21 protein-coding genes, 2 tRNA genes and 1 CRISPR repeat array are annotated in these 24997 nt (G+C 36.4%); of the genes, 11 read left to right on the plus strand and 12 right to left on the minus strand.

Features of this window, described 5'->3' with window-relative positions; translation table 11 throughout:
- Positions 1 to 323 precede the first annotated feature (323 nt).
- The 10 genes from DHU68_RS02020 to DHU68_RS02070 all read left to right on the plus strand — a co-directional run bounded on the left by DHU68_RS02020 (position 324) and on the right by DHU68_RS02070 (position 14801).
- Complete coding sequence (locus DHU68_RS02020) at positions 324 to 1889, plus strand: type I restriction-modification system subunit M (RefSeq protein ID WP_108821289.1); 1566 nt, start codon at positions 324 to 326, stop codon at positions 1887 to 1889.
- Between the two features lie 17 nt (positions 1890 to 1906).
- On the plus strand, positions 1907 to 3124 hold the full coding sequence (locus tag DHU68_RS02025; protein WP_160111043.1) for a restriction endonuclease subunit S: 1218 nt from the start codon (positions 1907 to 1909) through the stop codon (positions 3122 to 3124).
- 23 nt (positions 3125 to 3147) lie between these two features.
- A complete protein-coding gene (locus DHU68_RS02030) occupies positions 3148 to 3795 on the plus strand; it encodes a GIY-YIG nuclease family protein (RefSeq protein ID WP_108821291.1) in 648 nt (215 codons plus the stop codon).
- Positions 3796 to 3806: 11 nt separating this feature from the next.
- Positions 3807 to 6656 carry a type I restriction endonuclease subunit R gene (locus tag DHU68_RS02035; protein WP_108821292.1) on the plus strand — a complete coding sequence of 950 codons (2850 nt, stop codon included), beginning with the start codon at positions 3807 to 3809 and terminating at the stop codon, positions 6654 to 6656.
- Between the two features lie 359 nt (positions 6657 to 7015).
- The gene (locus tag DHU68_RS02040) at positions 7016 to 8548 is read left to right on the plus strand and encodes a hypothetical protein (RefSeq protein ID WP_108821293.1); all 1533 of its coding nucleotides are present in this window, start codon (positions 7016 to 7018) and stop codon (positions 8546 to 8548) included.
- A gap of 480 nt (positions 8549 to 9028) precedes the next feature.
- The gene (locus DHU68_RS14310) at positions 9029 to 9580 is read left to right on the plus strand and encodes a hypothetical protein (RefSeq protein WP_108821294.1); all 552 of its coding nucleotides are present in this window, start codon (positions 9029 to 9031) and stop codon (positions 9578 to 9580) included.
- Positions 9525 to 11141, plus strand: a complete 1617-nt coding sequence (locus DHU68_RS02050) for a hypothetical protein (RefSeq protein WP_255412414.1) — start codon at positions 9525 to 9527, stop codon at positions 11139 to 11141. The genes DHU68_RS14310 and DHU68_RS02050 overlap by 56 nt, the downstream gene beginning before the upstream one ends.
- Positions 11138 to 12076 (plus strand): type II CRISPR-associated endonuclease Cas1, encoded by a 939-nt coding sequence (cas1, locus tag DHU68_RS02055; protein WP_108821296.1) that lies wholly within the window; start codon positions 11138 to 11140, stop codon positions 12074 to 12076. The genes DHU68_RS02050 and cas1 overlap by 4 nt, the downstream gene beginning before the upstream one ends.
- A 42-nt stretch (positions 12077 to 12118) precedes the next feature.
- Positions 12119 to 12424, plus strand: a complete 306-nt coding sequence (cas2, locus tag DHU68_RS02060; RefSeq protein WP_108821636.1) for a CRISPR-associated endonuclease Cas2 — start codon at positions 12119 to 12121, stop codon at positions 12422 to 12424.
- 106 nt (positions 12425 to 12530) lie between these two features.
- Positions 12531 to 12883: direct repeats of the CRISPR family, unit length 47 nt; unit sequence GCTGTATTTCAAGGAACTAATATACAAAATTGAAAGCTTATCACAAT.
- A 937-nt stretch (positions 12884 to 13820) separates the two neighbouring features.
- Positions 13821 to 14801 (plus strand): hypothetical protein, encoded by a 981-nt coding sequence (locus DHU68_RS02070; RefSeq protein WP_160111045.1) that lies wholly within the window; start codon positions 13821 to 13823, stop codon positions 14799 to 14801.
- Here DHU68_RS02070 and DHU68_RS02075 read toward each other — a convergent pair whose 3' ends face one another.
- The 3 genes from DHU68_RS02075 to DHU68_RS02085 form a co-directional block, all read right to left on the minus strand.
- Entirely contained in the window at positions 14802 to 16847 is a 2046-nt protein-coding gene (locus tag DHU68_RS02075) for a hypothetical protein (RefSeq protein ID WP_160111046.1), read from the minus strand.
- Between the two features lie 291 nt (positions 16848 to 17138).
- Positions 17139 to 17543: a phage antirepressor KilAC domain-containing protein gene (locus DHU68_RS02080; RefSeq protein WP_108821300.1), complete on the minus strand. Its 405-nt coding sequence runs from the start codon at positions 17541 to 17543 to the stop codon at positions 17139 to 17141.
- A 78-nt stretch (positions 17544 to 17621) separates the two neighbouring features.
- Positions 17622 to 17843 (minus strand): Rha family transcriptional regulator, encoded by a 222-nt coding sequence (locus tag DHU68_RS02085; RefSeq protein ID WP_108821301.1) that lies wholly within the window; start codon positions 17841 to 17843, stop codon positions 17622 to 17624.
- A 916-nt stretch (positions 17844 to 18759) separates the two neighbouring features.
- Between DHU68_RS02085 and DHU68_RS02090 the strand changes: the two genes are divergently transcribed.
- Positions 18760 to 18987, plus strand: a complete 228-nt coding sequence (locus tag DHU68_RS02090) for a helix-turn-helix domain-containing protein (RefSeq protein WP_108821302.1) — start codon at positions 18760 to 18762, stop codon at positions 18985 to 18987.
- Positions 18988 to 19025: 38 nt separating this feature from the next.
- Here the strand turns inward: DHU68_RS02090 and DHU68_RS02095 are convergent, their stop codons facing one another.
- The 9 genes from DHU68_RS02095 to DHU68_RS02135 form a co-directional block, all read right to left on the minus strand.
- Positions 19026 to 20249 (minus strand): site-specific integrase, encoded by a 1224-nt coding sequence (locus DHU68_RS02095; protein WP_108821303.1) that lies wholly within the window; start codon positions 20247 to 20249, stop codon positions 19026 to 19028.
- A 104-nt stretch (positions 20250 to 20353) separates the two neighbouring features.
- Positions 20354 to 20426: transfer RNA gene (locus DHU68_RS02100), tRNA-Gly, on the minus strand.
- Between the two features lie 8 nt (positions 20427 to 20434).
- Positions 20435 to 20517: transfer RNA gene (locus DHU68_RS02105), tRNA-Tyr, on the minus strand.
- A gap of 35 nt (positions 20518 to 20552) precedes the next feature.
- On the minus strand, positions 20553 to 21050 hold the full coding sequence (gene ribH / locus DHU68_RS02110; RefSeq protein WP_108821304.1) for a 6,7-dimethyl-8-ribityllumazine synthase: 498 nt from the start codon (positions 21048 to 21050) through the stop codon (positions 20553 to 20555).
- Positions 21051 to 21108: 58 nt separating this feature from the next.
- Positions 21109 to 21975, minus strand: coding sequence for a deoxyribose-phosphate aldolase (gene deoC, locus DHU68_RS02115; protein ID WP_108821305.1), 867 nt, complete (start codon positions 21973 to 21975; stop codon positions 21109 to 21111).
- A gap of 1 nt (position 21976) precedes the next feature.
- Entirely contained in the window at positions 21977 to 22303 is a 327-nt protein-coding gene (locus DHU68_RS02120; RefSeq protein ID WP_108821306.1) for a nucleotide pyrophosphohydrolase, read from the minus strand.
- A 1-nt stretch (position 22304) separates the two neighbouring features.
- Positions 22305 to 22757: a D-aminoacyl-tRNA deacylase gene (gene dtd / locus DHU68_RS02125; protein WP_108821307.1), complete on the minus strand. Its 453-nt coding sequence runs from the start codon at positions 22755 to 22757 to the stop codon at positions 22305 to 22307.
- Positions 22729 to 24270 (minus strand): glycosyltransferase family 39 protein, encoded by a 1542-nt coding sequence (locus tag DHU68_RS02130; protein ID WP_108821308.1) that lies wholly within the window; start codon positions 24268 to 24270, stop codon positions 22729 to 22731. The genes dtd and DHU68_RS02130 overlap by 29 nt, the downstream gene beginning before the upstream one ends.
- 95 nt (positions 24271 to 24365) lie before the next feature.
- Positions 24366 to 24947, minus strand: a complete 582-nt coding sequence (locus tag DHU68_RS02135; RefSeq protein WP_108821309.1) for an HdeD family acid-resistance protein — start codon at positions 24945 to 24947, stop codon at positions 24366 to 24368.
- Between the last annotated feature and the right edge of the window lie 50 nt (positions 24948 to 24997).

Consider the following 24997-nt stretch of genomic DNA (forward strand, 5'->3'; position numbering starts at 1 on the left):
GTCGGTTTAAATATCTACCTAAATCAAGACAGTTAATAACTGTTTTTTATTAATAGGCAAATGTATCTTAATCTAATTAATGTTGCAAGTCGTTTCTAAAAATATTTTTTTTATTCTCCTTGAACCTGTTCGTATCATATTTATTTGTATATATTTGTCATGAGCATTTCATTATCTTTGCTCATAAGATCAAGAATTGAAAGCGAACTTGCAGGTGTGCAGGTTCGCTTTTTTATTTGGCAAAGAGATTATTCCTTTTAGAGATTGTCTAGAGATTTGTATTTTGTATATTTGGCTTTAAAATTAACCATTGCCACAAAAGAATGTCAGAAGATCAAAAAAAGCAGCTTGAGAAGCAACTTTGGAATATAGCAGATACATTACGCGGAAAGATGGATGCCGATGAGTTCCGCGATTATATATTAGGATTCATTTTCTTTAAATACCTGTCGGAAAAGCAATACTTGTATGCCAACAACGAATTGCTGGTTGGCGAAGAGGTCGAAGACTACCGTCTGGTGACCGATCCCGAAACAATAGAAGTGATCCGTGAAGAATCGCTCGAAAAACTGGGTTATTTCCTGCCGCCCGAAGACCTGTTTAGCAACATAGCCAAACGAGGCAATGGCGACAAGTCGGGGAAAAGCAATTTCATTCTTGACGATCTTCAGCGAATACTGAACGATATACAAAACAGTACGATGGGTACTGAAAGCGAAGACGATTTTATCAATCTCTTCGAAGACCTCGACCTCAACTCCACAAAGCTTGGACGCACCACCGATGCCCGCAACGATATTATCGTGCGCGTGCTGACGCATCTGGATGCGATAGACTTCGAACTGTCGAACAGCGAATCGGATGTGCTGGGCGATGCCTACGAATATATGATCGGAAAATTTGCCTCAGGGGCAGGGAAGAAAGCAGGCGAATTTTATACGCCGCAACAAGTATCGAAAGTGCTGGCAAAGCTAGTGACAACGGGCAAAAAACGTATCCTAAACGTCTATGACCCCACTTGCGGATCGGGTTCTCTCCTCTTGCGTGTGGGTAAGGAGGTAGAAGTTTCGGAATACTGCGGACAAGAAATGAATCGTACCACCTACAACTTGGCGCGTATGAACATGATTCTGCACGGAGTACACTACAGCAAGTTTAACCTGAAGCAAGACGATACGCTCGAAAATCCGATGCACAAAGACCAACGCTTCGAGGCGATTGTTGCCAATCCGCCGTTCTCGGCAAAATGGAAAGGCGACGATAATCCGCTCAATGCACAAGACGAACGTTTCAGCCGATACGGACGTGTAGCACCCAAAAGTGCTGCCGACTATGCCTTTGTGCAACATATGCTCTATCAGCTTGCCGACAACGGCACAATGGCATGCATCCTGCCGCACGGAGTGCTGTTCAGAGGAGGAGCCGAAGCCGTCATTCGCGAATACATCATCAAGGATATGAACGCGCTGGATGCCGTGATCGGGCTTCCTGCCAATCTGTTTTACGGAACATCGATTCCTACGTGTATATTGGTGATGAAGAAATGCCGCACTTCGCCCAACGACGTGCTGTTTGTAGATGCCAGCAAAGATTTTGACAAAGAGGGTACGCAAAACGTACTGACCGACGAACACGTGGACAAGATTGTGAGTGCCTACCGCCAGCGCATCAACATAGACCGATACAGCTATGTGGCAACGATGGACGAAATAGCCGAAAACGACTACAATCTGAATATTCCGCGCTATGTGGATACCTTCGAACCAGAGCCGCGTGTAGATATTGCGCAAGTGGCTAAGGAGATAAAAGAAATAGACCTACAGCTATCGGATGCTGACCAACAGATTGCAGACTTTTGCCGACAACTGGGTATAGATGCACCATTCTAATGAGCGAGGAGAAAACAATGAAGAATACAGAACAGAAAATACCTGCATTGCGTTTTCCTGAGTTCTCGGGCGAATGGGAAGAGAAAAGGTTGGGAGAGATTGGTGTCTTTACTGGAGGTGGAACACCTTCAACAGCAAATAATGATTTATGGAATGGAACTATACCTTGGGTGTCAAGTTCAGACATTCTTGAAGACAATATTTTAGATGTAAATATTTCAAGATATATAACAAAGGAAGCTTTAGCTTCTTCTGCTACTAAAGTAGTGCCCCCAAATAGCATTTTAATCGTGTCTAGGGTAGGTGTTGGAAAATTGGCAATAAATAGAATCCCATTATGCACAAGCCAAGATTTTTTAAATCTAACTCCTAGTACTGCAAATTTTCTATTTTTGGCATATCTACTAAGTAGTAATAAATCAAAATTAAAATCTTTAGAACAAGGAACTTCTATAAAAGGGTTTGTTAAAGAAGATTTTATTAAATTGAAAAATAATTTCCCTTCACTTCCCGAACAGCAAAAAATAGCTGATTTTCTGTCGGTAGTAGACAAGCGGTTGCAGCTATTGAAAGACAAGAAAACAAAGCTCGAAGAATATAAACGTGGAGTGATGCAGCGCATCTTTTCGCAGGAACTTCGCTTCACTCGTCCCGACGGCTCCGCTTATCCCGATTGGGAGGAGAAGAAGTTGGGGGAAATGGGCTTTTTTACATCGGGAACAGGGTTTTCTGAGAAAGAGCAAGGTGGGGTTAGTGGTATCCCTTTTTATAAAGTTTCAGATATGAATATGCCTGAAAACATCCAAATAATGCAGAAAGCAAATAATTATGTTTCAGATAAACAAATTATTGATAATAGATATAAAGTAATAAAGAAGCCATCAATAATATTTGCAAAAGTAGGTGCAGCTATTTTCTTAGAGCGAAAAAGGGTTGCAAATAATTTTCTGATAGACAATAATATGATGTCTTTTACTCCTGCTGGGAATATAATGTTCTTTTTCCAGTTATTTCAAACTATTCATCTATCTAAATTTGCTCAAGTTGGAGCTCTACCATCTTATAATGCGTCTGATGTTAGTTCTATAAGAATAATAATACCTACGTCTGAAGATGAACAACGTCAAATAGCCGATTTTTTGTCGGCAATCGACGATAAAATTTCATTACTTAACCAACAAATCGCATCTACCGAGCAATACAAAAAAGGATTGCTTCAGCAGATGTTTGTGTAAAGACTGATAAAAACCTAAATACTATGACTACAACAAATGGTAATTATGGAATCGTATATGTATTGACCAATCCGGCAATGCCCAATCTGGTCAAAATTGGCATGACGCTGCGCAACGAAGTCGATAGCCGTCTACGCGAATTATATAGTACGGGAGTACCTTTGCCTTTCGAGTGCAGGTACGCTTGTCTGGTAGAGATAAACGACTGTGCCAAAGTTGAGAAAGCCATGCACAAGGCATTCTATAAAAACCGTGTCAATCCCAATCGCGAGTTTTTCGAAATCGATCCCGAACAGGCTATTGCCATTCTGCAATTGCTCGACAAGCGCGATATCACGAGCGAAGTAGTTGCCGAACTGGATGACGATAGTACAATTGTAGAAAAGGTTGCAGCCGAGAAATTCAAGAAAAAACGTCGCCCTCCACTCAATTTCCGCGAGATGTCTATTCCTCAGGGCGCTAAATTGCAGTTCGTGGACGATCATCATATCGAAGTCGAAGTTTGTGCCGATCGTAAAGTTTTGTACAACGATACCGAAATGTCGCTGACCGCCGCCACAAAAGATCTGCTGAATATAGAACATTCGCTACAGCCAACGGGATATTGGCTCTATAATGGCAAGAACCTAAGCGATATTTATAACGAAACCTATTCCAACGACGAAGATTAACTTATTTTACCATGACCAACATACAGACCGAAGCACAGATGGAGTCCGAATTGATAAGCCAACTCGAACAGCTGGGATATCAATACGTAACCATTGGGAACGAAACCGATTTACTTGCTAACTTCAAGCTACAACTCGAAAAACATAACAAAATAGCATCTTTGTCCGAGCGCGAGTTCGATCAGATAGTCAACAAGCTGCAAAAAGGCAGCATCTTCGACAAAGCCAAAACGCTCCGTCAGAAGATGGATTATACCCGCGACGACAATACCGTAGGCTATGTAGATCTGATTGATATGTTCGACTATTGCCAGAATACCTATCAGGTGACCAATCAGGTGACCATTGATGGCAAGTATCAGAACCGTTACGATGTCACCATCCTTATCAACGGTTTGCCTTTGGTGCAAATAGAATTGAAGCGTCGCGGCTTAGAGTTGAAAGAAGCTTTCAATCAGACCAACCGTTACGAGCGCCATAGCTACGGGGCTGGCTACGGACTGTTTCAGTACATCCAGCTCTTTGTTATCAGCAATGGAGTGAATACAAAATACTATGCCAATAGCAAAATCAGTGCACGTAGCTTCGAGCAAACTTTCTATTGGACCGACACCCAAAACAATCAGATAACGCAGCTCAAAGATTTTACTTACCAGTTTCTCGACACTTGTCACTTGTCGAAGATGATAACCAAATACATCGTACTCAACGAATCTACTGATACCTTGATGGTGCTTCGCCCCTATCAGTATTATGCAGTGGAGGAGATTGTGAAACGTGTTCGCGAAAGCAACGAGAATGGCTATACATGGCATACAACGGGCAGCGGAAAGACACTGACTTCGTTCAAGACAAGCCAGATAATCACTTCCATTCCCGATATTGCAAAAGTTGTTTTCGTTGTCGATCGTAAAGACTTGGACTATCAGACTGTCAAGGAGTTCAATAGTTTCAGCAAAGGCAGCATCGATGGCACGAACAATACGCAGGCGTTGGTCAAGCAGTTTAAAGATCCCGATCCGCAAAAGAAGCTGATCGTAACCACTATTCAGAAACTCGATATAGCTATCAGCGGTTCGCGTTATGCCAAAGTTATGGAGCGTTTTCGTGACGAAAAGGTCGTCTTTATCTTCGACGAATGTCATCGCAGCCAGTTTGGAGAAACGCACCGACGTATCCGTAACTTCTTCCCTAAAGCTCAGTTATTCGGCTTTACAGGTACACCTATATTTGAGAAAAATGCAGTAAAGAATGCATTAGGCAAACGTACTACCGAAGAACTTTTTGGAAAGTGCTTGCATAAATATGTGATAACCGATGCTATCCGCGACAATAACGTATTGAAGTTTTCTGTAGAGTATTACAGTACTTACAAGAAAAAGGACAATATACAAGACGAAGAAGTTCAGGCAATAGATACCGCCGAAGTGCTGAACGACCTGCGACGAATAGAGAATAATGTAGATTTCATTATTGCCAATCATAACAGAAAGACACATTCTCGTCAGTTTACAGCTATGATGTGCGTTTCTTCTGTTCAGATGCTGATTCAGTATTACGAACTTTTTAAGAAAAAGCAACAAGAGGGCAAGCACAACCTTCGTGTGGCTACCATCTTCTCTTTTCAAGCGAATGAGGAGGACAAAGAAGCCAATGGAATGGGTACAGTCGATATTGACGACGAGTTTTTAGACGACGAGCCTACGATTCCATATGCTCACTCGCGCGATAAGCTTGACGAGTATATGACAGATTATAACAGGATGTTCGGCACAAATTATAACACCGGTACATTCTACGAGTATTATAACGACATTGCCAGAAAGGTTAAGGCTCAACAGGTAGATATTTTGCTTGTTGTCAACATGTTTTTGACGGGATTCGATAGTAAAACGCTCAATACGCTCTATGTGGATAAAAACCTGAAATATCACGGGCTGATACAAGCATATTCGCGCACCAACAGAATACTGAATGCAGTTAAGTCGCAAGGAAACATTGTTTGTTTCCGCAATCTGAAACAGGAGACAGATGATGCTGTGGAGCTTTTTGCAAACAAGGATGCTAAAAGTATCATAACAATGCCACCTTACGAGGACTTTATTCGTGAGTTTAACCTAGCTTTAGTCGATTTTTACACACTTGTTCCAACAGTGGATAGTGTATCTTCGCTTGCAGACGAAGATGCTCAGATTGCTTTTGTAAAGAGCTATCGTCTGTTGATGCGTCTGATGAATAAACTGGAATGTTTCTCACAATTCACGTTCTCCGATCTGGATATTGACAAGCAGACTTATGAAGACTACAAGAGCAAGTATCTTGATCTGTATGAGGATATAAAAGACGATCGCGAGAAACCTGAGAAAGTATCCATTTTGAACGATATTAACTTCGAGCTGGAGCTTATTCATCGCGACGAGATCAATGTTGCTTATATTTTGACCTTGCTCGGTCGTTTGCGTGAAAGTTCGGTTGAAGAGCAAGCTACAATACGAAAGTCGTTGATGGACTCATTGACCAATACTCCATCAATGCGTAGTAAGCGTGAACTGATAGAGAAATTTATCAATGAGAATTTATTTCACCTGACAGATGAAGATGATTTAGAAAGCAAGTTCTTCGAATTCTGGGATGAAGAGAAACTAAAAGCTTTGAATAAGTTATCGGAAGAAGAAGAATTGAAGGAAGACAAACTTCAGTCTGTTATCAGTGATTATTTGTACACAGGTCGAACACCTCTCCGCGATGATCTGGTAGAAACAATGAAAACTCGTCCAGCTCTGAAAGAACGCAAATCGAAAGCTGAAAAAATACTGGCAAAGATAAAGGACTATGTGGAGTTGTTTATTGAGGGGGTGTGACTATTGGAAATAAGATTTTTACAGGAGATAGTAATAGTGTAGATAAGAATCGCAGTATAACAACGCAGATTTTAAATTAGTATAAAAATTAATTACTTTTCTTATTCAGTAACTATACGTAGGAATAGTTTATCTAGTTAGAATGAAAGGCGAGAATTACTTCCCCCCCCTTAAATGTTTTCACAACGGAATAATCTCTATTGTGATAAGCTTTCAATTTTTGCAAGAATACATTTTATTTTTTTAATTTACATATTTATTAAAAACAATTAATTTTAAGAGTTAATTCTTAGATGGAGTTGCTAGCTTTACAGGAACAAAAATAAAGGATTAATTTTATCACAAACACATTCATTATTATGTCAAGAGAAGTAAAGTACAATAATATGTCTTTATTAAAATTGTTAAGATACTCTGCTTTCATATTATTAAATATATTTTCTTTTGCTTTATCGGCAAATGATAGGGTAATTAAAGAAGAGATTGACAGTTTATTGGAACTTAGCAAATCCCATAAAATTAATGTAAAAATTGAAGAATCAGTTAGAACTACATATTTAGCTCTTAAAAAAAGTAATGAGATAAATTATTCAGAAGGAAGAGCTTCTGCTTATTTGGGGCTAGCGCAAACACTTTTTTATTTGGGGAACTATGAGAAAGCTCTCAATTATCTGACTTTAACCGAAAATGAGTCTTCTTCCGCAAAGAATAAAAACAGAATGTTTGAAATTAGTAGAATTAGAGGCCAAATATTTTCATATCTTAATTTAAACGATAAAGCTCTACGAGAATTTTTCAAATGTAAAATCCTAACTAATGACTTAAAACCTGAAGAGCTAAAAGGTTATGCCCTAAGCTTAACCTATGAAAATCTGGTTGTAGTTTATAATAATATCCATAACGATGATTCAGTCTATTACTATATGAATAAGAATAAAGAACTCTTAGAGTTAATGGATGAAACATATATTTATAGAAATCTAGTCAACCTATATACCTCGTTTGGAGATTGGTATACAAGTAAAAAAGACTTTGATTTAGCCGTTTTTAACTTCAGTAAAGCCATAGATTTAGCAGATAAATATCATTATGATTATAGATCAAGAACTTACATGTATATGGGCGATATGTTTACAGAGCAGCAGAAAAATGATTTAGCTTTGTGTTATTATCATAGAGCCTTGAATAACATCAATCAAACCGGAATAAAAGGAGAATTTATCTCCGTCTATTCAAAAATTTCTTTACTATATGATAAATTGGGAATACTCGATTCTGCAAAAATATACAGAGAAAAAGGATTATTAATAGAACATGAATTACATGAAGAACGAGAAAAGTGTATAGGTTCTGTATTAGATTTTTTTATTAAGGAAGAAAAGAAGCAGCAACAAGCTCAGAGACGTAAAATACTCACAATTATATCAATTTCCGCAATTTGTCTCCTTTCTTTTTCTGTATTTCTTTTTATAAGAACTAAAAATAAACTACTACTTAGAAAAGCTCGTTTAAGAGAAGAGCTAACCAAGACTATCGAAGAAATTAGGCAAGATGCGAAAGTTTTAGAGAAAAAACTAAATAGCTCATTTGATGAAATAGTAACATTGGCAAAAAATAATGATCATGTCTTACCAAAAAGATTCAAGGAAGTATATCCAGAAATAACTACTTCATTGCTCAAGTTACATCCAGACCTAACCTATTCTGAATTTATTCTCTGCATTTACATCTTTCTAAATTTTTCAACAAAAGACATCGCAACTTTCACCCATGTCGAGCATCGATCCGTACAAACGAAGAAGAATAGATTAAGAAAAAAACTAAATCTTCCTACAGGTGCCTCCATCGAAGCATACCTTGATTCTCTAAATAAATCTACATTAAATATCTAGCAGGGAATACTTTCTACTGAGTCCTCGCTATAAATACACTCTATTAAGAGGAGCGTTACTCAATATACATAATAAATACTTTAATTGTATATTATTAATAAAATTCATATTTCTCATATAGAACCAAGCCTTTATACTTTTCTGTTGAGATAGATAGGCTCGTAAGTCCATTATATAGTAATAAGGTTGAGGATATACAATCATGCTAATAGGATTAAATGATAGTAAAGTCTATTATTAGAAGCCGATAAGAATTTAAAAACATCAAAACAATAAAATATAGACATTACTTTTACTGTATTTTGTGTTAAATAGAAATTGAGAACACTCAACAGGGACACTATTATAATATTATAAATAAACAATATAATGCAATGTTGTAGATTTGTTGTATGCCTATTTTAGGAATATACAGACGAAAACAGGAGCTTTGTATATACGTTAAATAAATACAAATACAAATCACAAATCACAAAACACATGAATAGGAGAATTAAAGAAAAGGAAATACCAATCTTTTTAAGATCATTATTATTATTATTAATTTTAGGTATAGCGACAAGTGTTCAAGCTCAAGTTACTATTGGAGCTGGAGAACCTCCTCACAAAGATGCGCTATTAGATCTAAAAGAAAATAACTCAGGCTCATCATCCAAAGGATTTTTGCTCCCCCGAGTGCCTCTTACGTCAACAACATCTGCATTTCCCCTATCTGATCATGTTGCCGGAATGACCGTTTATAACACATCCACTGTAAATGATGTAGTTTCGGGATATTATTATAATGACGGAACAAAGTGGATTAGGCTTATGGCAGATGCGACAGCTATTATGCCGCGTTTTTTCTATATGCCATCGATTGTTATGCCTACGGATACTGCTGATCCCGCCTATAATACAGCTACACAAGAATTCACCATCGATTTATACAACCAATACAAACAACAACGATACGCGATATATCAACAAGATTGTGATGAGATTATTGTCAAATGTGGTTCGAGAAGAAGGAGAGCTGGATGTCGCCTCTAAGAATGTTACGATTTGTACCGGAAATGTAACCTCTGTTTTAAAACGTGATTGGGGGTTAGATGCTGTTTGGAATAACTTGATAATTTCACGTTTCGAACGGATGAACCAGTTGAGGAATCACACTGTATTTACTGTCTGGAACGAGCAGTATCAAAAATTTCTTCCAACCATTCCGTTGGAGTTTTCCAAAGGATTCCAAAAGAAACGTATTGACCACCGCCACCACGCCATGGACGCCTTGGTTATTGCTTGTACAACAAAAGATCATGTGAATTTGCTGAATAATCAATCGGCTAAATCTAACATGAAGAGATATGACTTACAACGAAAGTTAAGAATGTTCGAGAAAGCTTCTTATTTCGACAAAACAGTCGGGAGGCAAGTTGAAAGAGAAATTCCTAAAGAATTTATAAAACCGTTGAATAGCTTCACTATTGATGCCCAAAATGAATTGGCGAAAATTGTAGTTAGCTTTAAACAAAACTTGCGAGTGATTAATAAAGCAACTAATAGGTATCAAGCCTACGAAAATGGGAACAAAGTTTTGAAATTGCAAACGAAAGGTGATCTTTGGGCTATAAGGAAGCCTCTACATAAAGATATGCCATTTGCCAAAGTTTCATTGCGGAAAAAAAAGAGTGTAAAACTGAGCGAAGCATTGAAAAATGTAGAAGATATTGTTGATAAAGAATTGAGAAGTGAGATTCGAAGAATCAGTGGAGTATACGGAAAATTTGATCCTGACTTAATAAATAAATACTTTAGAGACAGAAAATATATTTGTGGAGAAAATGATATATCGAAGGTTGAGATTTATTATTTTGATACCGAAAATGCAGCTAAACGAGTGCTATTAGATTCTTCATTTACGGAGAAAGTTATAAAAGAATCTATTACAGATAGTGGCATACAAAAAATTCTCCTGAATTATTTGTCAAAGAAGGGCAATAAGCCGGAATTGGCCTTCTCACCAGAAGGTATTGAAGAAATGAACCAACATATTACAACCTTCAATGATAATAAACCTCATCAACCGATCTATAAAGTATGTGTGTATGAAACAATCGGCAATAAATTTCGTGTGGGCTATACAGGAAATAAAAAGAAAAAATTTGTTGAGGCTGAAAAAGGGACGAATTTATTCTTTGCCATTTATGCGGATGAGAAAGGCAATCGTTCATATGAAACCATTCCGCTAAATATTGTTATAGAGAGGTTTAAGCAAGGATTAAACGCTGCTCCTGAAAGGAATGAAAAGGGACATGGATTATTGTTCCATTTATCGCCGAATGATTTGGTATATGTACCAACGGAGGAGGAGAGAGTAAATGCTATTTCTAAAGACTCAATAAATTTGACTCGAATATATAAAATCGTAAGTTTTACAGGAAGCAGACTTTATGCAATACCACATTTTGTGGCTAAACCAATTATTGATAAAGTCGAATTCTTCCAACTAAATAAAGTTGAAAACGATATAGATACTGGTTTCTCTATAAAACATGTGTGCATAAAACTCCATATTGATCGTGTAGGAAACTTTAAGCCTTTGCAAACATGATCAAGAAAACACTCTATTTCGGTAACCCTGCATACCTGAGTATGCGAAACAGTCAATTGGTAGTAAAATTGCCTGAGGTTGAAAAAAGTGAAAAGCTACCCAATACATTTAAGAAGGATAGTGAGTTGATTTTCCCTATTGAGGATTTGGGAGTTATCATCCTCGACCATAAACAAATCACGCTAACTCATGGGTTAATAGAAATGCTATTGGAAAATAATACAGCTCTAATAACCTGCAATAGCAGCCGTATGCCGGTTGGTTTGATGCTTCCGCTCTGTGGAAATAAAACTCAGACGGAGAAATTTAATGCACAGATTCAGGCTACCGATCTTTTGAAAAAGAATCTTTGGCAACAAACCATCAAGGCTAAGATAAAGAATCAGACCTGTGTTTTGAGAAAATTCCGCTCATGTAATATCCGTAATATGGAGTATTGGGCGAATGATGTAAAGAGTGGTGATCCTGATAATTACGAAGCCCGGGCTGCCGCTTATTACTGGAAAGAGGCTTTTCCTAAAATCGATAATTTTGTAAGAGGTAGGGATGAACTTCCTCCTAACAATCTGTTAAATTATGGCTATGCCATTCTTCGGGCGATTGTGGCACGTTCACTAGTTTCAAGCGGATTATTGCCTACTTTTGGGATACATCATCACAACCGTTACAATGCCTATTGCTTAGCAGACGATATTATGGAACCTTATCGCCCTTTTGTAGACAGTATTGTACTTTCGATAGTTGATACTGGAGAAGGTTTTGAAGAATTATCACGATCTGTAAAAACACAGTTATTGCAAATACCGACTATAGATGTAATGATTAATAGCAGAAAGAGTCCTTTGATGGTCGCAATAAGCCAGACCACCTCTTCATTAGCACAATGTTTTGAAGGTAAATTGCGAAAAATAAAATATCCTGAATTTGTATTGTGACATTATGTTATGCAACAGGACAGGTTAAATCAATATCGAATTATGTGGGTTTTAGTACTGTTCGACCTTCCAACCGAAACAAAAAAAGACCGAAAGGTATATGCTGATTTCCGTAAGAATCTACAAAAGGATGGATTTATGATGTTTCAGTTTTCAATCTATATCCGTCATTGCATGAGCATGGAAAATGCAAATGTTCATATTAAGAGGGTCAAGAAATTTCTACCAGAAAAAGGGTATGTAGGAATAATGTGCATAACGGATAAACAATTCGGGATGATGGAATTATTTTATGGACAAAGTGTACAAGTTAAGAAAAAGGAAGGACAACAACTAGAGCTCTTTTGAAAAAAAAATCCTGATCGAAATCAGGATTTTTTTTCAAATACATCACTTTTTAAAATCCTAACAAGTTGCGATAATCATTGAAATACAATATGTTATGAATACCTCTGCTGTATTTCAAGGAACTAATATACAAAATTGAAAGCTTATCACAATGTATTTGCTCTCGGATGTAATTTGGACGAAGCTGTATTTCAAGGAACTAATATACAAAATTGAAAGCTTATCACAATCCAGTTACAGGAGAAGTATAAGTAACCTTGCTGTATTTCAAGGAACTAATATACAAAATTGAAAGCTTATCACAATGGAAATCAACGACATAGCTTTCTGCAACTCGCTGTATTTCAAGGAACTAATATACAAAATTGAAAGCTTATCACAATGTTTACGCATGATGACGCAAATGAATACTGCTGTATTTCAAGGAACTAATATACAAAATTGAAAGCTTATCACAATATGATTGAAGGTTAAACAAATACACTTTATATCAAACTAAGGCCAACAATACCATTCCTCTTCGTGAGGTTCTCGATGAAGAAAAGATTCCTCCCGCGCTAAAAGGCTGCAAAATGTACGCTAATATTTGCACGCTACGCTAATATGAAACTGTATAGGAAAATTCATTGATGGCATTTGATAAATTGAATAGGATGTATATGTAGTTTTCTTTTCCTTTGGTGGATTGTAATACTTGATTTATAGGATTCGAATAGCTTTTTCTCCATAAAGAAAATTGTTGTTTTAAAATAACCATTTATTATCTGTGTGGTGATTGATAGTATGCTTTGTATAGCATTATTTTAGCTTGGTATTTTATGTTAGTTTTACTTTTATAAAAAATAGAACTTGTAAATAGTTTATAATCAAAGATAAATATTTATACAATGATATTAGTTAATATAAATTAACAAAAAAAATAACGAGGAGGGTACTCTTGTTTGCGCGGAAGCCATATATATAATTTGGCCGTATTTTCCAAGTCCGATTTTTTCTGGTATGGTTATTATAAAACTACTTTTTGAGATTTCTGATTTTCCGGCGGGGGCGATTTTACCAAGTCTGGGTTTTGTTAAAAGTTGACGCATAGAATTAAGTTTTTTTTAAGGCAAAAAGCACTGTCTGGGATAACTCTCCAAGCGGCACGTAAAAGTGCCTAAAAAGCACCTTAAAATAGCTCTGCATTGATTTATTAACCAGTCCTATAAGCTTAAGTTTATACAGAGTTTTTAGGATCTCTTCTCTCAGATATGTGTTAAGCTCCAAAAGCAGCCCTTAAATATATCTGGGTTAAGGGTGTATTATTTTTATCCAAAAATTCAAGAATAACCAACAAATAGTCCCAAATTTTGTACTCTAATGAGTAAACAGAGGTTTGGCGCAGACTATATACTTTATGATTAATATTTTCAATGTTATCAGTGAAAATTGCAGCAAGACCATAGAGCATATAGTCATATTTTTGAAATCAGTTAGAGCAAGTCAGGAAGTTGATGAGCTCGCAATACGACAACTATGCTACCAGATGTTTTCTATCAAGATTCTCTTTGCACCTAAATCCGCGAAGAAGTTTGATACGATAACATTTCAAGACTTCAAGAAATGGCTGTATACCCAATCTCCCAACAACGGAGATGTGGTAACGTACGAAAACTGTTCTAGTACCCAAAAGATGATATCTATCGTTCACTTTGTAGGTCTCCACAACATAATTTCAGGAGCCACTTTATATGAAAACGGAGATATTATAACATCCGACACTAAACTCCCTCTGGATAAACACAGAAGCTCTACGAATGAAGAAACACAACTAATCCACCAAGCATTAAGCTCAAAAGGGCTGGAGTGGAGTTATGAATACAGCAAGCCTGTTGAAAAATACACTCCTGTATCTGGTAGCTACGTTCGCGTAACGTTCTCAGACGGCAGTGTTGGGGCTGGTGTATTTGGATGGAGAGATGGCGATGATGCTATCATGATGTGTATAAAGAAAGGCGATGAGCCAATCCAGTACGGGTTTGGAATCAACATCGGAAATATACATCAAGTTGTATTTAAGACTTTGGATGCTATCGAAAAGAAAACTCTATTAGCTCAACTGAATGATGCTGGTAAAGATTGGAATCCTCATGTTCGAAGAATCGAGGAGCTTAATCTTCGTGTAAAAAAAGGTAGGCCATACTACTGCATAAATGATCGAATGTATGTAGTGAAAGTACATGAATCATTATCTACTCTGGACAACAGGAGGTATGCTAATGGGAATTATTTTAAAACAAAAGAAGATGGCATGGAAGCCCTATCACGAGCAATCCATGCCATCAAAAAGTTCCACGCCAGACCTAATCCGGATTCTACTGGCGGAAGTATTGTATAGTTATCGCCGCACTCTGTTGCGTCGTTCACGAGGGAGAGGAATGTATGGTTTTTCTTCCTCGTTGTCGTCTGTATCGTTCTTCGCAACGTTCTCTGGAGTCACACCCTTTAGCGTGTATCGGTTGTTGTAGGTGTTATACTCAGACACGCTTAGAATGTTGCTGAAATTTCCTACACCACTACCAGTGCGATTGTATTTTTTTAGCAGAGCATCACATATTTGATTCATTTCCCACTCTTCCAGAACTTTACCATCAGTAAAGCCCAAGAACTTGAAGGCCTCAGATAAGGATGGTTTTGCTGGGATCTTTCCTTCAGGGGTAAGTTTGATTCTCGCTGGCTTAAATTTTTCTAGAAGTTCTGAGTAATCTAATTTATCGCTGTAGACCATGCTCCCGTTCGATTTAAGCAACTTTAAGTCTCTCTCCCTACGTTCGGACTCGATTTCCTCTTGCTGCTCGTAAATCGTCTTAAAAGGCGCTCTTATTCCAGTTACACAATCTTCGCTATACTGGATTCGTATCAGCCCATCAAAACCGTTAAGAACGCTATAGCTGTTGTATTCATAATTCCCGATCTTGAAAAGGCCTATGTCAACCATGTTGTCTTGCATCGCACAAACCATATCGTTGACCATGTGCTTTTCGTTTTCTGGGAATTGCTCGTTGAAGCGTTCCACTAAGATCTCGTGCTTTTCAAAGTCCATCAGTTCTATTTGCTCCTCAGTGAACGTATGCTCATACTGTGAATGAAGTCTCTGGAATTCTTCGTAACGTTCCTCTGGCGACTGATACGGTCTCTCTGTGTAGTTCACAAACACTGTTCGCCCCTCATGTTGGAAATATGGGAATATTCGCTGGTGTTCGTATCTACAGAATCGTTTTAGCTCAATCAACTTAAAGATTTCCTCGTAACGTTCCTTTTCTTCATCAGTTAATCGTTCTTCGTCCCAGTCTTCCCCGATTATAGAGTCAAGGGAAGCTTCAACCAATTCTCCGGTTTCAGGGTGAGGCACCTCTGCTACAAATAATTCATCTAAGATTTCTTTGAGGTACTCTATGAATTCTTTACCTGTGATCTGAGAGCCATCTTCGAACTTGTCTTTTATTAAACGATAAACCATGTTGATGATAGGATCTTTTAATTTTTCCTGAGCAAACAATTCAAGTTCTCGTTTAGTGTACCAATCAAACTCACCAAAGATATCATATCCCATCTGAAGTTTATTATCATCTTCCGTAACGTTCCCCTCTTCGTTCTCTTCAATCCAAACATTAGAGTTTTCTAAAGAGCTGGAAGAAGCGAATGCTTCCACTTGATTGTTTTGGTTCTTTTCTAAAAGAACATTTATTTGATTTCTGAGAGATTGGTTTTCTTTGTCCGATTTATCAAATTCTGTATTATATTTTATTATATCTATATTATATCTATTATATACTGTGCTCAAAAATTGACGGTAAAAACTCAAAAATTGACGATTTGATGCGCAAAAATTGACACCCTTTTCGTCAAAAATTGACGATTTTGAATCGGTGTTTTTAGCCTCATTTTCGTCAAAAATTGACGATTTTGTTCCAATTACATCAATTTCTCCATTCTCGAACGAAAAAGCCAACTCTCCAGTCCAATCATCAGGTGTAAGTACAGCCAAAATGCTCAAAATTTGAACATTTTCAGGTAGACCACTTTCCAAAATCGTCAAAATTTGCGCTTTTCGTTCTTCTTCACGACCTAAAATCGTCAAAAATTGACTGTTTTCGTTCAAAATCGTCAAAAATTGAGCTTTTTTCTCATCGACTCCTAAAATCGTCAGTTTTTGAGCATTTTGGGTTTTGTCATCTAAAATCGTCAGTTTTTGCGCTTTTTCAGGATCATCCAATGACGATACCGGAGGAGGGCTGAAATTTGTAGCTGGACGAAACCCATAAGATTTAAGACCATCCTTATCCCCAGCCAAAAATAGATCCTGTATCTTCAGTACATCGTCATCGGACGCATTGTTTATTATAGATATCACGCCAAGAACATACGGTATATCTAATATCATTGAGCTTGAATTTAGTTGTTCTTTGAGAACATGTATCTCACACATATGGGCTATCGACGCTCTCAGTGTGTTCGGGCTCTGACCTAGGTATTTTTGCAGAAACGTTCTTGGAATTCTCATTTTACATGGGTTTGGGTATTTTGCCGGAAAGCTCCTCTGGAACATGTACTGGGAAAACAGCCAAGACCACAATTTAAAGTTGTTTGCTTGAGGAAACAACCAAGTTGATTTTGGGTACCACATAGAATAGCTGTGCATTAAACCTTCGTATGTGTTGCTAATATTCGCCATTTATACTGATTTGTAGATTGGTTGGTTTGATAATGTGATTATTTTGCATGAACTGCTGTCTTGTTCGGCTTTCAAGCCTTCCAGAATGTTGTTTATAAACATCTTGCCCTTGTGAGTCCATTTCAAAAACATCGCCTCTAGTGTGCGTACTCTATCTTTTGTCGAGTAGAATGGAGTTGGAATCGCCAGCCCTTGACCTTCATATTGAGGATTTAATACCCAGTCTTTATTGCATTTGACTTGCAGTCCTAAATGTGATAACATAGCGTTCATGTCGGCAGCTGTCATGTCGTATTCTGAAGCTATCTCGGTGATGGTGTATGTTTTGGCTGACTCTGGGAGTCTAGGCGCTTTACGCTTAACTCTTTGGCTCTGCTGAGATCTCGCCTGTAATTCCAGTTCCATCCATCGGAGAACCAAACGAGCTCTGGCTTCATCGTTAAATTTGGTTGCAACATACAGACACTCGTATTTGTTTAGGTTCTACATTGGCTCTTGTTTTACTCCGCCGTTAGGTAACTCTCTAGTAATGAACGAAAGCTGAAATTTCAGCTCGTGCACTTTTTCCCATGCCGGCTCCATCTCACGAATGGATTGTAATACATTTTTGTGCATTTTTCCTGTAATTTCAGCTATCTCTAGGCTGGTAATTGTTTCGGCGTTTAAGTGGTCAATTCTTATGTTATCTTTGTTCTTCTTTTGCATTAATTGCTTAAATTTTTAAATAATTTGAAAATCTTTTGGTGGGTGCCTCAGTTGATAATCTATCTCTTCTAATTGTCTCAGTATGTGAGGAGGATGCAATGATAATGCTACATTTATCCTGTGTGATGATGGCTGTTGCAATTGATTTGACAATATATTTGCTTTTGTATCTAACAGCCGTATTGGCTTCGGGTGTGACGCAATATAGTTATGTAGAAACCCTTAGTGTGCATCTTTGTGGCTTGAAATTGATTATTTATTTTTAGAATAATTCGCTAATTTATTGAGGTAACTCATTCTTTATTTTATAACTATTCAGCAATGTGTTTGTTGTGCGGATAGTTATCTTTTGTTGGTAGGAAAGTATTGATTATGGCTTTGGATTACGTTGTACTCATATGTTAAAATTAAACTTAAATTAGTAATGTCCTGCTATTAAGGTGCTATGTCATTTTATCCTAAGATTGGTTTAGGGGATGTGGAATGGAGTTGTGGTTTTAAGTCATACAGAGTGGATTAAAAAAACTTTTGTTAGGTGGATTGTTGGTTATTAGGACTTCGTGTAAAGCCTATACATTGCATCAAAGACAAGTATTAAACATTGATTAAGTTAAACGTATTCCCAGAATCGTTTTTAACTGCCTTGATTTTCTTATATTGGGGGGAGTTGGCTTTTGTCTTTTTATAAGTGTTGCAAATTGCCAACCTGTTCATTTACAGCATTAAATGTATGGAAGATTAGATCGGGTATAAGAGTAGTGCTGTTCTTTCTATGCTCTTAGGGCTAATCATGTTGCAAAGATATGTTATATGTTAAAATGGTGCAAGTTTTATTGGTGTTATTTTTTCTGTGTGAGGTAAAATTGTATATTCACTATGTAGTAAATTTGAATGTGGACATTAATATTATTGTGTTATGATAGATGGTATTGTTGATTGTTGGATGTCTGAAAAAGATGCTCAATTATATACAAGGTTGTCAAGGACTACTTTGGCTAATGCAAGGTATGGAGGTAAATTGACTTTTAGGCAGTTTGGGCGAAAAGTATTGTATACAAAACAAGACTTAGATAACTATATAAAAGCCAATTCTCAATTGTATTTATCTGATGAAGACTATTATAAGAGCAGAGGAGAAAGATAATTCCTCTGCGTTCTTTCTGTAATTTTATACTTAATAGGTTATAAAAGATTTTTCATTGCTTCGTCAATCTGACTATTCTCAAAGCTGTCAAGGTAAATTTGAGTTACTTTTTCCGAGCTATGACCAAGTGATTCACTAATAATTGAAGTGTTGACTCCAGACCGCTTCAAAACGGTTGCGTAAGTATGCCTTGCTACATAGGTAGTCAGGATTGCATCAATTTTAGCACGTTTGGCTATCTCTTTAAGGTTGAGATTGATTTTCCCCATAATCTTATGAATACGGTTATATCTTTGAATTGGGGTCTTATGGATGCGTTTATTGAGTATTGGAAAAATAAAGTCGTCAGGGTCTGCATTCCCTACATGATATAAGTCTAAAATCCGTTGGGCTTCTTCTTGGATAGCTATATTAATTAGTCGTTTGGTCTTTTGTCTTATATATTGGATACGACCGTTGGTTATGTTCTCGTATTTGAGATTTGCTATATCTGTCAGATTTATTCCGCTCTGTAGGTAGCTAAAGACGAATAGGTCTTTGCTTAATTGCATCAATGGTCTTTCATTTGTGAAGTCAAGGCTTATTATTCGTTTTATCTCGGTCTTTGTGATTGACCTCTTTTTAGTTTTGGTGTTGAATTTTGACATTTTGAATGAATCGAAAGGGTAGTCTTCTCTTCTTGCTGCATTCTGTTCTATAGCTTTGTTATAAGCACTTCTTAGAGTTCTAAAAAGTAGGCTCATAGTCGTTTCGGCTCTATTGTTGCTAATCATCCATTTTTCATATTCATTCAACCATACGAGGTCAATTTCAGAGAAAAGAAAGTCGAGATTATCGCTCTTTTTAAAGGTCTTTATCGAGTTGAAAGAGTCTCTATAGATATTAGCGTTTCCTACTTTACCTATAGCTTTGTAGTGGCTGATTAAATCTGTGTAAAATTCACTGACAGTCTTGATTGCTCTAACTCTGTTCGTGTGTTCTACCAAAGAAGATACAGTGAAGTTCTTGTTTGCTGTTTTTAGCTCTAATATTTGGGTCTGATACTCGGCTTTTTTGTCTAGAATAATCTTTTGAATTAGCTCTCGGTCGGGGCAACTAGGCTTTGGCTGATTCTTTTTGAAGTCCCAAAATTTGGGGTTGACTGAAATGCCTAAACTTAGATATTTCATCTTTCCTTGTTTGCAAATTCTCAACATTATAGGATTCTCACCGTTTTTTAATGTCTTCGATTTGTAGCAAACCGCATTAATAGTAGCGTTCATGATGGTTTTGTGGTTTAAGTCTCGGTTTAAGTCTAACCATTAAAACCAACTAAAAACGCATAAAAAAAGCGACTACATTTAATTGTAATCGCTTGATTTTCAAGAGCGGAAGACGGGGCTCAAACCCGCGACCCTCAGCTTGGAAGGCTGATGCTCTATCAACTGAGCTACTTCCGCAAAGTAAGTGGGCAGTGATGGATTCGAACCACCGAAGACGTAAGTCAGCTGAGTTACAGTCAGCCCCATTTGGCCACTCTGGTAACTGCCCAGTTTCCTTTAGCGTTGCAAAGGTAATACAAAATTTTATTCTTGCAAATTTCTACGATAAAAATCTATCATTTTTATTGCTGTTATTGCGCACTCATCTCCTTTGTTACCGTGCTTTCCGCCCGCTCTGTCAGTCGCTTGCTCCATAGTATCGGTAGTTAAAAGTCCGAAAATGAAAGGGATATCATATCTAATATTCATATCGGCCATTCCTTGGGTAACGCCGCTACAAACGTAATCAAAATGCGGAGTATCTCCTCTAACTACACAACCCAATGCTATTACTGCATCAATTTCTTTGTTTTCTATTAGATGTTTTGATCCAAATATAAGTTCGAAGCTTCCAGGAACATAATCTACTATAATGTTTTCTTCCTTTACGCCATGTTTTACCAATGTCTTATATGCACCGTCTAGTAACGCATTGGTTACATTATCGTTCCATTCCGAAACAACTATTCCTACTCTCATATCTTTTCCGTTAGGAACTGTATTGGGGTCGTATGATGATAAATTGTGATATGCTGTTGCCATTACTTATATGTTTTAGTTAAAAAATAAAGTTATAAAAATTATCTGATTTAATGATTGCTTAGTCTTCTATACTGGTTAATAAATTATTTGCTAACCTACTGGCTCCAATACGGAAAAACTCGTTATTTAAATAATCGTCACCTAAGACTTCTTTTACTATCGTATAGTACTTGACTGCGTCTTCGGTGCTAGAAACGCCTCCAGAGGCTTTAAAACCGACTTTACGACCTGTCTTTTGAGTATATTCCTTTATTGCGCTACACATTACGTAAGCAGCTTCTAAAGTTGCACCTTCATATCCTTTACCGGTTGATGTTTTTATGAAATCTGCACCTGAGTACAAGGCAAGGAGGGATGCCTTCATTATATTGGATGCCGATTTTAAAGCTCCTGTCTCTAAGATGACTTTTAATTTAGCATCGCGACATGTATCTTTTATTTCGTCGATCTCTTCAGCCAGCTCTTCATAATTTTCATCAAAGAAGTAGCCTAGATTTAGTACAATATCGATTTCATCAGCACCACTTGCTATGGCCAATGCTGTTTCGGCTATCTTAACTTCCTGAAATGTCTGCGAAGAAGGAAATCCTCCGGCAACTGAAGCAATCTTAACATTGGCTGTTAAAGCTTCTTTTACTGTTTCTACAAAATTTGGATATACACATATAGCAGCAACATTTTGAATGTCTGTAGAGCCTTCAAAATCGTTTATTTGCTCAGCTAGTTTCCATATATCTTCACGTGTATCTGTTGCATTCAAAGAAGTAAGGTCTAAACAAGAATATATTCTTTTATAAACTTCTTTATTGTTGTTTTGGCTGAACTTCTTATTGATAATTTCATTTACTTTTTCTGAAATTTCTTTATCATCCAGATTGGTATTGTATTTTTTTAATGTGTCTATATATTTATCTATTTCTGCCATCTTATTTTAATTTATCGTTGTTTAAATGTCTTTCTTTATCTCTGTTTGTTTTCTTTTCAATGTTCTTCTTCAATGCTTCGGTCAAGTCAACTCCGGTCTGATTAGCTAAACAAATAAGAACCCATAATACATCGGCCATTTCATCTGCTAAATTTTTATCTAAATCAGATTTTTTGAAGGACTGATCACCATATGTTCTTGCCATAATGCGAGCCAGCTCACCAACCTCTTCGGTCAGTATGGTCATATTGGTAAGCTCGCTAAAGTAGCGTACTCCTATTGTTTTTATCCATTTATCAACTTCCTGTTGAGCTTCTTGTATTGTCATTTTATTCTTTTGTCTTAGAGTCTATCCATATGGTTACAGGCCCATCATTTATTAATTCTACTTGCATATCTGCACCAAACTCTCCTGTTGCAACAGGTTTTCCCAATTTAGCCTCTAGCGATTTACAAAATTGCTCGTAAAGAGGAATAGAGATATCAGGCTTAGCTGCTCGTATATAAGATGGACGGTTCCCTTTTTTGGTAGATGCATGAAGTGTAAACTGCGATACGACTAGCATTTCGGCATCTATATCCATTGCCGATAGGTTCATAACCCCGTTTTCATCATCAAAAATACGAAGATTTATTAATTTATTAGATAGCCATTCTATATCATCTTGATTATCTTCATTCTCTATACCTAACAATATTAATAAGCCTTTGTTTATTTTCGACTTGACTTTATTTTCTATTGTTACTGATGCCTTACTCACTCGTTGTATTAACAGTCTCATTTATATGGTTTTTTCTTTTGAATAAATATATCTCAGCATGTGGATATTCTTTTTCTTTATAACTGCTTATTAAGTCATAATTAGCTTCTAAATAAGGAAATTCTTTCAATGCTGATACTATAAACATTGGATCTGAGTTCTCTACCAGTTTAAACTGATATTTCCTGATAGATGGATATTTTTCTTCTCGTATTGCAGGATGGAAAAAATATAAATAGGAAGGAACTATATTGGCTGCTGTATATATTCCTTTATCTAGTCCAAGATCTAATAGGGTAGGGTTATCTTCTTGATTGATAATGTCTGCAAAATTTTTTTGTCCAAAACTGCAATTTTCTTTACAGAAGGGTGCATGTGGCTCACTCTTAAATAATCCTTTATAATCAATGTCGAATATTAATATACCAATAAACGCACATATGTAGACTAGATAAGTATATATAGGTTTTTCTCTTTTCACGTATTTATTTAGTAAACTGAATATATAGACTAAACTAACTATTGCAAAAAAGTATAGAATCATATATCCATATAAGTGATGATCGCGGCTATTTGCAACAGGTAGATATATTAATATAAATGAGATCAATATTGCGATTCTATATGACCATTTCTTAATATATTTATTATCTAAGAGTAATATTGCTACACCTAGTATGATGAGAGGAAAAGCTATATAATACCATTTAATCATTCTATAAAAACGAGCTATTATATTTAATACAACATCAACATTGAACGTTGTATCAGCATACATAGAATTGAATGTAAAGTAGGCATATATACTATCTGAAATAGCCCCATTAATAATGAAATAGATTAAAAAAGGTAAAAATAAAGCAGCGAATCCTAATGTAAAGTATTTAATATACAATATAATTAAGGGGTATTTTTTCTCTACAATTAGCTGATAAAGTATAGCAATCATAGGAGGTATCCAGAATAAGCATACGCTAAACTTGATCAAAAATGTAAATGCAAAAGTTAAACCTTGTATAAGCATTATTTTTTTGCTGCCTTTTTGGTCTAAGCCTTCTTGGAAGTAGAGAAGGAAGTAATAGAAACTAACGGTAATAGCGGGGGCTATAAATTCATCAGCAGAACCTCCTGACTCACTTCTTGTATGTAGTAAAACAGAGTAAAGTAATGCTATTATAAATGAATAAGGTTTGTCTAAAAATAAGCGTGCTATTTTATAGGCAAACAAGAGATTAACAAACCAGAAACAAGACTGTAGGATATATATTCCTGCTAAAGATGCATTGGATATTAAGTAGCCGATGCCATATATAAAGTATATAAGGGGGCCTTTATGGTCGAAAAGATCTTTATAAGGTACTTTACCATTGAATATACCTTTTCCTATAGAGAAATAGATATGGGGGTCGCACCACTCATTGAAGAAATACAGAGGTGAATTGAGCGTATTGAAATAACAAGTAATAAAGGCAAATAATAATAGAAATATGTATATATAACTATCTTCTTTGTTTATTTCAGGACTCTTGGCCATCTAGTTTATTCGTAATGATTTATAAAAAGGTTGTATATTTTATGCAAATATACAACCTTATAACTTAATTATATTCTATGATAAATTTTCTTCTTTTATTTATCTGCATCTTCCAACTCTTTGTGGATAGATCTAAGTCTGAATCCATAAAATATTCTTACAAATCCGTAGGTCAGTAAGATGAATGCAAATAGATAGATTATAAATCCGGCTGCAAATAAAGGATTTGTAATAAGGATGAATGAGAAAATAAGACCTAATATACCAAATGCCAGTACCCATCCCCAGCCTTTAATACCAGATCTTTGCAACTCAATAGCTGAGCCAATTGCCCATATAGACTGGAACATAGCCCAAAAACCAACAAAGAACAGCAGTACGGTTATAGTTTCTATTGGCATTCCTAATAGTATGAGACCAAATAGAATGCTAATAATACCACTAGCCAAGGTCCATCCCCATCCATTCAGAACTTCTCTGTTAGAAATAGCAAATACACCTTCAAACAAGCCGCTTATAAGGAAACCAGCAACAAATAGTGCAGCCAGCATACTAAGGGTTGTTAAAGGATTGGCTAAACATAATACACCCAATATTATAGCTATTACGCCAATAATAGGAGATATCCACCAGTACTTTACAGCTTTTTTTACAGAGGATAGAAAGTAATTTTTCATAATGTTTGTATTTTATTGTTATCTATTATAGATAGAACAACTGATATGGA

This window comes from Dysgonomonas sp. Marseille-P4361 (genome assembly GCF_900343125.1).
In the GTDB taxonomy this organism is placed as follows: domain Bacteria; phylum Bacteroidota; class Bacteroidia; order Bacteroidales; family Dysgonomonadaceae; genus Dysgonomonas.